The following is a 10,620-nucleotide window of genomic DNA, read 5'->3' on the forward strand; positions in this document are numbered from 1 at the left end:
CGTCGTTGCGTCTGCTCCCGTTCGGCGCGCCACCCGTGCCGCCGCGACTGCTCCCGTTACCGTGAACGGGATTCCACGACCTCTGGGAGTACCGATGAGCACCGACGAGCAGCGCAGCGAGCCCGACGACCGCGCGCCCGAGACCGGGCAGGAGCCGGTCGCGCAGAGCGCTCCCGAGCCCACCCCGCTCGAGCCCGCAGAGACGACCGCCGAGGACCCGCTCTCGGAGAAGCCTGCCGTGATCGACCCGGACGACGACGAGCCCGCTCTCGAGACCCCCGTCACGGAGGAGCCGGCCACCGAGGAGCCCGCTGCCGCTCCTCCCGCACCTGACGAGACGCACGTCGCACTCCCGACGCAGCGTCGCGACGACCCCTTCTCGGAGGTCGACGGCGGTGAAGAGGAGGGCGATCACGTCGCCACCACCGCGTTCCCCACTCCCGAGGAGGATGCGGCGCTCCGTGACGAGCGCGCCCGCCGCTTCGGTCGCCCCCGCGCCGAGGGCGAGGCGGGGCCGGAGGTCGAGGCCGCACCCGTCGCCGAGGAGGAGCCGACCTCCCGGGTGCCCCTGAGCGCAGCCGGTGCCGGCGCGGTCGCGACCGTGGGCGCCACGGGGACCACCCAGACGATGCCTGCCACGACCGAGGGCGACGACGACCCGTTCAAGGACTTCGACGAGGGTCCGGCTTCCCGAGCCGCCGCCCACTGGTGGAGCATCCTCATCTCGGTCGTGTTCGTGCCGATCGCCTGGTACCTCATCGCCGATGGCGGCGAGCGCATCGACTTCAACCTCAACAACGGCGGCCCGTTCAACTGGGCCGGCCCGCTCGAGCTGGCGGGCGGCGCGCTCTGCCTGTTCTTCGTGCTGCTCGCGGCACGGTGGTCCTCGGTGGGGGCGATCCTGGTCGGGACGGTCGGTGCCGCGGTGGGGATCGCGTTCCTCGTCTTCAACACCGAGGCGATGGATCTCGTCACCGAGTATCAGGGCACTCTGGTGCAGGCACTCAACCAGCTCGGCCAGAACATCGTGGACCACCTGCTGCGTGACGCACGCGCCGGCCGGCTCGCGATCTACGGCGTGGTCCTGATCATGGTCGGTGTGGTCTCGCACGGCGCGCGCAGGCAGGGACGCCGCGAGGAACGTCGCAAGGCCGCGATCAGCGCCTGAGGCGCCGCGACATGCCCGACGGGACCGGACGCCGTCGGGCATCGAGGTCACCCGACGTCGCCGGGTGGTTCTAGTGTGGTCCACGGACTAGCACCACCGACGTCGTTGGAGGATCGAGCGATGACCGACCAGACCTCACCCGCCCTCGAGAACCTGCTGCACGAGGACCGAAGGTTCCCACCGAGCGAGGAGTTCGCCGCCCAGGCGAACGCGGGCGCGGAGATCTACGAGGCTGCCGCCGCCGACCGGCTGGAGTTCTGGGCCACGCAGGCGCGTGAGCTGCTCACCTGGTCGACCCCGTTCAGCCAGACGCTCGACTGGAGCAACCCGCCGTTCGCGCAGTGGTTCGCCGACGGCACGCTCAACGCCGCCTACAACGCCGTGGACCGGCACGTGGAGGCCGGCAACGGCGACCGGGTCGCGATCCACTTCGAGGGCGAGCCGGGCGACACGCGCACGATCACGTATGCCGACCTGCAGCGCGAGGTCAGCAAGGCCGCCAACGCGCTCACGTCGCTCGGCGTCGAGACCGGCGACCGGGTGGCGATCTACCTGCCGATGATCCCGGAGGCCGCGATCGCGATGCTGGCGTGCGCCCGCATCGGCGCGACGCACTCGGTGGTGTTCGGCGGGTTCTCGGCCGAGGCGCTGTTCAGCCGGATCACGGATGCCGAGGCCAAGGTCGTGATCACCGCCGATGGCGGCTACCGGCGCGGCAAGCCCAGCGCCCTGAAGCCTGCCGTGGACGAGGCGTTGGCCAAGGGTGAGACCACGGTGACCAACGTGCTGGTGGTCAAGCGCACCGGTCAGGAGGTCGACTGGACGCCAGGCCGCGACGTGTGGTGGGACGACGCCGTGGGCGGCGCCGCCGACGTGCACGAGCCCGTCGGGCTTCCCGCCGAGCACCCGCTGTTCATCCTCTACACCTCCGGCACCACCGGGAAGCCTAAGGGCATCCTGCACACGACGGGCGGCTACCTGGCGCAGTCGGCGTTCACGCACAAGTACGTGTTCGACCTCAAGCCCGAGAGCGACGTGTACTGGTGCACCGCCGATGTCGGCTGGGTCACCGGGCACAGCTACATCGTGTACGGGCCGCTGGTCAACGGCGCCACCCAGGTGATGTACGAGGGCACCCCGGACACCCCGGACAAGGGCCGCTGGTGGGACATCGTGCAGAAGTACAAGGTGACGATCCTCTACACCGCCCCCACCGCGATCCGCACCGTGATGAAGTGGGGCGAGTCGATCCCGAGCGGCTACGACCTGTCCTCGCTGCGGTTGCTCGGTTCGGTCGGTGAGCCGATCAACCCGGAGGCGTGGGTCTGGTACCGGCGCGTGATCGGCGGCGACCGCACCCCGGTGGTGGACACCTGGTGGCAGACCGAGACCGGCGCGATCATGATCTCGCCGCTGCCGGGCGTCACCGAGGCGAAGCCGGGGTCGGCGCAGGTGCCGTTGCCCGGCATCACGGCACAGGTGTGGGACGACGCGGGCCACGCTGTCGGCCCTGGCGGCGGTGGCTACCTCGTGCTCAACGAGCCCTGGCCCTCGATGCTGCGCGGCATCTGGGGCGACCCGGAGCGGTTCAAGGAGACGTACTGGTCGCGCTTCCCGGGCACCTACTTCGCAGGCGACGGCGCCAAGCTGGACGAGGATGGTGACGTCTGGCTGCTGGGCCGCGTCGACGACGTCATGAACGTTTCCGGCCACCGGCTCTCGACCACGGAGATCGAGTCCGCGCTCGTGTCCCACCCGTACGTGGCCGATGCCGCGGTGGTGGGTGCCTCCGACGACACCACCGGCCAGGCCGAGGTCGCGTTCGTGATCCTGCGCGGCGAGGTCGTGGAGCAGGCCGACGAGGCGGGTGAAGGCGGTGAGCTGGTGGCCGAGCTGCGCAACCACGTGGCCAAGGAGATCGGCCCGATCGCCAAGCCACGCTCGATCCTCGTGGTCGCCGAGCTCCCGAAGACCCGTTCGGGCAAGATCATGCGCCGGCTGCTGCGCGATGTCGCCGAGAACCGCCAGGTCGGCGACGTCACCACGCTCGCCGACTCCAGCGTGATGGACCTGATCCAGGCGGGGCTGTCGGGAGCCTCGAGCACCGACTGAGCCCACTCAGGGGCGAGAGCCCGACGGCGGGGGCCACCCTCCGCCGTCGGGCTCGCTCGTTCTTCCGGTGCTGTGCGTCATACGTTCGGAGGTGACGGTTCCTCCTCACGAATGACGCCACGGTGGGGTGGGGCCGGGTAGCGTGGCTCGGCGTGACCGTCGACCCCGCGATCGTGACGCCCCCTGGCGCGTGGACACATCGGATGGTCGCGGCCAACGGTGGGCGCTTCCACGTGGCGGTCACGGGGCCCGACGACGCTGACACCCCGTTGGTGGTGCTGCTGCACGGGTTCCCGCAGTTCTGGTGGGCGTGGCGGCACCAGCTGACGGCGCTCGGCGACGCGGGCTACCGGGCGGCGGCCATGGACCTGCGCGGCTACGGCGCCTCGGACAAGCCACCGCGCGCCTACGACCTACCCGCGCTGGTGGCGGACGTCGCCGGGGTGATCCGTTCCCTTGGCTCGGGCAGCGCCGTGGTGATCGGCACGGGCGTGGGCGGCCAGGTGGCGTGGGCGATGCCGTCGCTGGCGTCGAGCACCGTGCGCGCGATCGGGGTGGTCGGCGCCCCGCACCCGAACTTCCTGTACAGCCTGCGGCAGCGTGCGGTGCCGGCCTCCACGCTCGCGCGGGTGGCCAAGTTCCAGGTCCCGTGGTTCCCGGAGCGGTCGATCACGCACGGGGAGCTGGTGGCGCGGCTGCTGCGGAGCTGGTCGGCGCCGGGCTGGTCGTGCCCCGACGTGGACCTGTACACGCAGGCCGCCCGCCTCCCGTTCGCCGCGCACAGCCAGATGGAGCAGCTGCGTTGGCTGGTCCGGTCGCGGCCCCGCCCCGATGGGATCCGGTACCGGGAGGCGGTGGAGGAGCCGGTCACCGTGCCGGTGCTGTCGCTGCACGGGCGGCTCGATGGCAACCTCCCCCCGCGCGCCTGCCGCCGCGACGGCGAGATGGTCGCCGGGCCGTACAGTCGCGTGGTGGTGGACGGTGCCGGGCACTTCCTGCCCGAGGAGGCTCCCGAGGCGGTCACGGACCTGTTGCTGGGCTGGCTGGCCGGGCTTGAGGAGGACTGAGCGGCGCGCGCGCACCAACTACCCCCTCGGACCTGGCACACTGTGGTCCACCTCACAAGCCGTCCACAATGACTAGGAGGCGCTCGGCATGGACGAGTCCGTCATTCGCAGCTCACCGCTGTTCGAAGAGCTCAACGACGCTGGATACCTGGCGATCCGGGAACGGATGACGGAGCACACCTTCCGCCGTGGCGAGGAGATCTTCCACGAGGGGTCGCAGGGCGACAAGCTCTTCGTGCTCGGTTCCGGCAAGGTGAAGCTCGGTCACACGGCCCCCGACGGCCGGGAGCACCTGCTCGCGATCCTCGGCCCGGGTGAGATCCTCGGCGAGGTCTCGCTCTACGACCCGGGCCCACGCACGGCGACGGCGTCGGCGCTGGCGAAGACCTCGCTGGTGTCGCTGCAGCACGCCGACCTGCTGCGGGTGCTCGACGCCCGCCCGGAGATCTCCCAGCACCTGCTGCGATCGCTCGCGCAGCGGCTGCGCCGCACCAACGGCGCGATGGCCGATCTGATCTTCTCCGACGTACCCGGCCGGGTCGCGAAGACGCTCCTCGATCTGGGCCAGCGGTTCGGTCAGCCTGCCGACGGCGGTCTGCGGGTCTCCCACGACCTCACCCAGGAGGAGCTCGCCCAGCTCGTGGGCGCCACCCGGGAGACGGTCAACAAGTCGCTCGCCGAGTTCAGCAACCGTGGCTGGCTCCAGCTTGACGGCCGCTCGGTCATCCTGCTGGACATCGAGCGGCTGCGCCGCCGGGGGCGCTGAGGTCGTTCAGGCGACCTCGAAGGTCACCTCGACCTCGACGGGTGCGTCGAGCGGTAGTGCCGCGACGCCGACGGCGGAGCGTGCGTGTACTCCGGCGTCACCGAAGATCTCCTGCAGCAGGTTCGAGGACCCGTTGATCACAGCCGGCTGACCGGTGAACGCCGGGTCGGAGGCCACGAAGCCGACAACCTTGACCACCCGGGTGAGCTGGTCGACCCCGCCTGCGAGCGCGGCGGCGGCCGCGACCGCGTTGAGCGCGCACAGCCGGGCCAGCCCGGTGGCGTCGGCGGGCGGGACCAGACCGTCGCCCTCGCCGACCTTGCCGGTCGCAGCGAGGGCGCCCTCGGCCATCGGGAGCTGTCCCGAGGTCATCACGAGGTTCCCCGTACGCACGGCGGGCACATACGCCGCGACCGGTGGGACGACGTCGGGCAGGACGATGCCGAGGTCCGCGAGACGCGCAGAGACGCTCATCGCTCAGTCCTTCGGGCGCTTGAGGTAGGCCACGAGGCCCTGGCCGTCGGGCCCGGGCACCACCTGGACGAGCTCCCAGCCGTCGCTGCCCCAGGTGTCGAGGATCGCCTTGGTGTTGTGGATCATCAGGGGGATCGTTGCGTACTCCCATGCGGTCATGGGCCGATCCTAGAGCGTGACTCAGTTGGCCGAGTGCTCGCGCCGGGCCGGCTTGGGGATCGGCCAGCGCTGTGTGATCAGCTCGGTGATGTGGTCGCGGTCGAGATCGGCGAGCGTGGCCCGCCAGGACTCGACCGACGGCGCCCGTCGCAGCAACGCTCGGCGCTCTCGTTCGGTCATGCCGCCCCACACCCCGAACTGGATGCGGTTGTCGAGCGCATCGACCAGGCATTCCAACCGGACCGGGCAGCTGAAGCAGACCTCACGGACCTGCCGCTGCGCTGCACCCTGGACGAACAGCTCGTCGGGGGATCGCCCCGCGCACGCAGCCTTGGCCGTCCAGCTCTCCTCGTACGTTGTCGTCATATCGACCTCCCCGAGACGGGACCAGCGCCTTCGCTGGTACACGGTGACCGCTTGCTTCCGAACCTAGACCGAAGTACCAGGTTTGCGCAAAGGTGAGTTCTGGGAGGGGTCACGCGGACGGGGAGAATCCGCGCAGGATCGTGGCGGGGCGGCGGCACTGTCAGATGCGTTTCGTATGATCCGGAGCATGGCTTCGCCCTCTCGCGCGTCCGGGCGCTCCGTCAACGTGGCGCAACTGATCTCGATGTTCCTCGCGTTCCTCATGGTCGCGGGCGTCGCCGGCGTCCTCTCGGCAGGGTTCTTCATGCCGATGGTCGCCGCCGTGGGCGCCACGTCGCAGGCCGGCGTGGACATGTTCGACGAGCTCGACACCGACATCGGCGACATGACGCTGTCCGAGCGCAGCGTCATCCGTTACAGCGATGGCAGCGTGATGGCCACCTTCTACCACGAGGACCGCATCGTGGTGCCGCTCGAGGAGATCTCCGAGGACCTCCAGCACGCCGTCATCGCGATCGAGGACAGGCGCTTCTACGAGCACGGCGCGATCGACCCCGAGGGCATGTTCCGAGCGCTGATCTCGAACCTCGGCGGAGGCGACCTGCAGGGAGCCTCGACGCTCACGCAGCAATATGTGAAGAACGTGCTGCTGGAGCAGGCGCGCGTCGCCGACGACGCTGAGGCGATCGCGGCAGCGACCGCCACCACGATCGGGCGCAAGCTGCGTGAGGCGAAGCTGGCGATCGCGCTGGAGCAGCAGTACACCAAGGATGAGATCCTCAACGGCTACCTCAACATCGCCCAGTTCGGGCCCTCGCAGTACGGGGTTGAGGCCGCAGCCCGCTACTTCTTCTCGAAGAGTGCCACCGACGTCACCATCGGCGAGGCCGCGCTCCTCGCCGGGATCACGCAGGCACCCAACACGCACAATCCGGTGGTCAATCCGGACGTAGCTTTCGCCCGCCGCAACACGGTGTTGTGGACGATGTACGACCAGGGCTACATCTCGCGCGAGGACTACGACACCTATCGGGAGCAGCCGATCGAGGACATGCTCGACGTCCAGAACGTGCCGCCGCGCTGCACTCCTGCCAAGACATCGGCCTACTTCTGCGACTACGTGGTCGAGACCATCCTCGCGAGCCCTGAGTTCGGCGAGGACCGGGCCGAGCGGTCTCAGCTGCTGCTGCGAGGCGGCCTGGACATCACCACCACGCTCAACCCTGAGCTCCAGGCCGAGGGCTTCGAGGCCTTGACTGATGCCGTGCCTGTCGAAGACGAGTCCGGGATCTCGAACGCGATATCGACCGTGGAGCCTGGGACCGGTCGCATCCTGGCCATGGTGCAGAACACGCCCTACGGCACCGGCGATGAAGAGGGCGACCCGGCGCGCACCACCACGGTGAACTTCAATGCCGATGCGGCCTACGGCGGCTCGATCGGGTTCCAAACCGGTTCGACGTTCAAGGCGTTCGTGCTGGCAGCGTGGCTGGAGGCCGGCAACTCGCTCTTCGACGTGGTGAACGGTTCGCCAGGGCTGTCGTTCCCGCGGTCGACCTGGAACTATGACGGCTGCGACAACTTCGCCCCGGGCAACCCCTACGAACCGAGAAACATCGAAGGGATCGGCACCGGGCACATGCGTGTGCTCGATGCGACCATCGACTCGGTCAACACCGCGTTCGTCGACATGGCCAACAAGCTCAACATGTGCGACTTGTACGACCTGACCCAGCGGCTGGGCCTGCACGTGGGCTCCGGCACCCACGCCGAGTCCGAGCTGCCGCTGTACCCGTCGCCTTCGATGGTGCTGGGCTCCAACAACATCGCACCGCTGACGATGGCAGCAGCGTTCGCGACGTTCGCGGCGAATGGCGAGTACTGCACGCCGATCGCCATCGACAGGATCCTGGACACGGACGGAAACGAGCTCGACGTCCCGAGCGCCGACTGCAACCAGGCGATCAAGCCCGAGATCGCGGCGACCGTCACGTACGCGCTGCAGCAGGTGGTCGAGAGCAACCGGCCGCTGGCGACCGGCACCTCGGCGAGGATCTCCGGCTACGACGTCGCCGGCAAGACGGGAACCGCGAACAACGACTATGCGGCGTGGTTCATCGGCTTCACGCCGCAGGTGGCAACGGCGGTCTGGAACGGCTTCTCCGAGGGCCAGATCGAGATGATGAGGATCACGATCAACGGCCGCTACTACCCGCTGGTCTACGGAGGCGCCTTCGCGGCGCCGATCTGGCAGAACTACATGACGGATGCGATCAGTACGCTCGATCTGTCCCCGGAGTCCTTCCCCGGCCCGAACGACAAACTTGTCTACGGCGAGCGGAAGTGGGTGCCGAACGTCGGCGGGATGAGTGTGGATCAGGCGACGTCGACCCTGCAGAGCGCTGGCTTCCAGGCTCGGACCGGGAGCTCGGAGGAGCACGACTCGATCCCTGAGGGCAACGTGATCCGCAGCGAGCCCGGAGCAGGGTCGTTGCAGACGCAGGGCTCGGTGATCACGTTGATCACGAGCGACGGCCCGCCACCTCCGCCGGAGCCTGAGGACGACGGTGACGACGACAACGGGAACAACGGGAACGACCGCGGCGACCGAGGCGATCGGGGCGACCGCGGGGACGATGACGACGACTGACATGCGTGACGTTGTCGGCGATGGCCCGGTGACGACCGAGGGGCTCCGCTGAGCGCGCGCGCCTGGGTGAGCGGTGTCGGTGCGCTCGCTCTGGCGGGGTCGGCCGGGCTCACGTGGGCACTGGTGGAGGCGCAGGCGTTCACGCTGCGCGAGGTGCGGGTGCCTGTGCTCAGGCCTGGCTCACGTGAGCTGCGGGTGCTGCACATCTCCGACCTGCACCTGATGCCGAGCCAGGAACGCAAGGCGGCCTGGGTCCGTGACCTCGCCACCACCGAGCCCGACCTGGTCGTCAACACCGGCGACAACCTGTCGCACCCCGCGTCGCTGCCTGTGCTCCTGCGCGCGCTCGGGCCGCTTCTCGACGTGCCGGGCGTGTTCGCGCTCGGCTCGAACGACTACTACGGCCCGGAGCCGCGCAACCCCGCCCGTTACCTGCTCCCCGACGCCCGCAGCGAGGACTCACACAAGGGTTCGCCGAACCTGCCCGGCCGGGAGCTGCAGGCGGCGCTCGTCGCGCGTGGCTGGGCCGACCTGGGGAACAAGCGCGCCGTGCTCGATGTCGGTGGGCAGCAGCTGAGCTTCGTCGGCACGGCCGACGCCCACATGGACCTCGACGAGATCCCGCCCGCGACGGATGCAGACAACCCGACCACCGCCGTCGCCCATCTCGGCGTGACTCACGCGCCCTATCAGCGCGTGCTCGATGGCTTCCTTGCCGACGGCTGCGACATGGCCTTCGCAGGTCACACCCACGGCGGCCAGCTGTGCCTGCCGTTCGTCGGCGCGCTGACCACGAACTGCGACCTCGATACCGGCCGCGCGAAGGGCCTGCACGGCTGGCCGGGCGCGATGCCGAACGAGGATCCGGAGTCGATGTGGCTGCATGTCAGTGCTGGCCTCGGCACGAATCCGTATACCCCGGTGCGCTTCTTCTGCCGCCCCGAGGCCACGCTGTTGACGCTCGTCGCTCGCTGATCGCGGGTCGGGGTGGCGCGGGTCACACCTCGGTTTCAGGGTGAGGCCAACTTGCGGCTATCCTGTCCAGGCTGCTCCGGGGTGTGGCGCAGCTTGGTAGCGCGCTTCGTTCGGGACGAAGAGGCCGCAGGTTCAAATCCTGTCACCCCGACTCGGCGATTGCCCGCCCGGACGAAGTCCGTGGCGGGCTTCGCCGTGTCAGGGGTGGACAGATGCTGGGAGAGGCATCGCCTACCGAGGAACGAGGTTGACGATGCCTCGGCTCCTGTCACCCCGACTCGGCGTTTGCCCATCCACGTGACGGGTGCCCGCCGCACCCCGTGACAGCATGGCGGCATGCCGATCCCGCCGTTCATCTCATCCCTGCGAGCGAAGGTCGGGACCGACCTCCTGTGGCTGACGGGTGTGACCGCCGTGGTGCTCGACGACGAGGGCCGGGTCCTGCTCGGGCAGCGCGCGGACAGCGGGCGCTGGGCGTTGATCTCCGGGATCCTCGAGCCGGGCGAGGAGCCTGCCGTCGCGATGGTGCGCGAGATCAAGGAGGAGACGGGCGTCGACGCCGTCGTCGACGCGCTCGCCGCGATCCAGGTCCAGCACCCGATGACCTACCCCAACGGTGACCGGGCGCAGTACCTCGACCTGCTGTTCCTCGCCCACGCAACCGACGGCGAACCACACCCCGCGGACGACGAATCGCTCGCCGTCGGCTGGTTCTCCCTCGACGATCTCCCGGAGAACACCGGGCACTACACGCAGGAACGACTGGCCGCCGTCGCGGCGTACCAGGCGAACCCAGCTGCGGGCCCGCAGCTTGCCGGTGCGGCGGGGGCGGGCAAGGCGGCGCCCGACCCGCGTCCCACGCCGCCAGCACCTGCGGAAACGC

At 69.6% G+C, this 10,620-nt stretch carries 10 protein-coding genes and 1 tRNA gene; 8 read left to right on the forward strand and 3 right to left on the reverse strand.

Annotated features, from left to right (window positions below; translation table 11 throughout):
* Nucleotides 1-94: 94 nt before the first annotated feature.
* The 4 genes from ACOJSN_RS18670 to ACOJSN_RS18685 all read left to right on the forward strand — a co-directional run bounded on the left by ACOJSN_RS18670 (nt 95) and on the right by ACOJSN_RS18685 (nt 5,113).
* On the forward strand, nt 95-1,168 hold the full coding sequence (locus tag ACOJSN_RS18670; RefSeq protein WP_420113995.1) for a hypothetical protein: 1,074 nt from the start codon (nt 95-97) through the stop codon (nt 1,166-1,168).
* Nucleotides 1,169-1,288: 120 nt separating this feature from the next.
* Nucleotides 1,289-3,280 (forward strand): acetate--CoA ligase, encoded by a 1,992-nt coding sequence (acs, locus tag ACOJSN_RS18675; RefSeq protein ID WP_420113996.1) that lies wholly within the window; start codon nt 1,289-1,291, stop codon nt 3,278-3,280.
* A 152-nt stretch (nt 3,281-3,432) separates the two neighbouring features.
* The gene (locus ACOJSN_RS18680) at nt 3,433-4,347 is read left to right on the forward strand and encodes an alpha/beta fold hydrolase (protein ID WP_420113997.1); all 915 of its coding nucleotides are present in this window, start codon (nt 3,433-3,435) and stop codon (nt 4,345-4,347) included.
* A gap of 88 nt (nt 4,348-4,435) precedes the next feature.
* Nucleotides 4,436-5,113, forward strand: coding sequence for a Crp/Fnr family transcriptional regulator (locus tag ACOJSN_RS18685; protein WP_420113998.1), 678 nt, complete (start codon nt 4,436-4,438; stop codon nt 5,111-5,113).
* A gap of 6 nt (nt 5,114-5,119) precedes the next feature.
* Here ACOJSN_RS18685 and ACOJSN_RS18690 read toward each other — a convergent pair whose 3' ends face one another.
* From ACOJSN_RS18690 to ACOJSN_RS18700, 3 genes are read right to left on the reverse strand one after another with little or no spacing between them, the layout of a single operon-like run.
* Complete coding sequence (locus ACOJSN_RS18690) at nt 5,120-5,587, reverse strand: RidA family protein (RefSeq protein WP_420113999.1); 468 nt, start codon at nt 5,585-5,587, stop codon at nt 5,120-5,122.
* A gap of 3 nt (nt 5,588-5,590) precedes the next feature.
* The gene (locus ACOJSN_RS18695; protein WP_420114000.1) at nt 5,591-5,746 is read right to left on the reverse strand and encodes a hypothetical protein; all 156 of its coding nucleotides are present in this window, start codon (nt 5,744-5,746) and stop codon (nt 5,591-5,593) included.
* A 21-nt stretch (nt 5,747-5,767) separates the two neighbouring features.
* Nucleotides 5,768-6,112: a WhiB family transcriptional regulator gene (locus tag ACOJSN_RS18700; protein WP_420114001.1), complete on the reverse strand. Its 345-nt coding sequence runs from the start codon at nt 6,110-6,112 to the stop codon at nt 5,768-5,770.
* Between the two features lie 187 nt (nt 6,113-6,299).
* On the opposite strand from ACOJSN_RS18700, the gene ACOJSN_RS18705 reads away from it, so the two are divergent.
* The 4 genes from ACOJSN_RS18705 to ACOJSN_RS18720 all read left to right on the forward strand — a co-directional run.
* Nucleotides 6,300-8,762 (forward strand): penicillin-binding protein, encoded by a 2,463-nt coding sequence (locus tag ACOJSN_RS18705; RefSeq protein WP_420114002.1) that lies wholly within the window; start codon nt 6,300-6,302, stop codon nt 8,760-8,762.
* Between the two features lie 66 nt (nt 8,763-8,828).
* Complete coding sequence (locus ACOJSN_RS18710; RefSeq protein ID WP_420114003.1) at nt 8,829-9,737, forward strand: metallophosphoesterase; 909 nt, start codon at nt 8,829-8,831, stop codon at nt 9,735-9,737.
* 77 nt (nt 9,738-9,814) lie between these two features.
* Nucleotides 9,815-9,888 (forward strand) — tRNA-Pro (locus ACOJSN_RS18715).
* Between the two features lie 185 nt (nt 9,889-10,073).
* On the forward strand, nt 10,074-10,620 hold a 547-nt coding region (locus ACOJSN_RS18720; protein ID WP_420114004.1), incomplete at its 3' end, for an NUDIX hydrolase.

The organism is Pseudactinotalea sp., assembly GCF_048594945.1.
In the GTDB taxonomy this organism is placed as follows: domain Bacteria; phylum Actinomycetota; class Actinomycetes; order Actinomycetales; family Beutenbergiaceae; genus Pseudactinotalea.

What these genes read in the sequence shown, in the direction of transcription:
- ACOJSN_RS18670 (WP_420113995.1), top strand. Translation starts at nt 95, where the DNA reads ATGAGCACCGACGAGCAGCGCAGCGAGCCCGACGACCGCGCGCCCGAG.
- acs (WP_420113996.1), top strand. Translation starts at nt 1,289, where the DNA reads ATGACCGACCAGACCTCACCCGCCCTCGAGAACCTGCTGCACGAGGAC.
- ACOJSN_RS18685 (WP_420113998.1), top strand. Translation starts at nt 4,436, where the DNA reads ATGGACGAGTCCGTCATTCGCAGCTCACCGCTGTTCGAAGAGCTCAAC.
- ACOJSN_RS18690 (WP_420113999.1), bottom strand. Translation starts at nt 5,587, where the DNA reads ATGAGCGTCTCTGCGCGTCTCGCGGACCTCGGCATCGTCCTGCCCGAC.
- ACOJSN_RS18695 (WP_420114000.1), bottom strand. Translation starts at nt 5,746, where the DNA reads ATGACCGCATGGGAGTACGCAACGATCCCCCTGATGATCCACAACACC.
- ACOJSN_RS18700 (WP_420114001.1), bottom strand. Translation starts at nt 6,112, where the DNA reads ATGACGACAACGTACGAGGAGAGCTGGACGGCCAAGGCTGCGTGCGCG.
- ACOJSN_RS18705 (WP_420114002.1), top strand. Translation starts at nt 6,300, where the DNA reads ATGGCTTCGCCCTCTCGCGCGTCCGGGCGCTCCGTCAACGTGGCGCAA.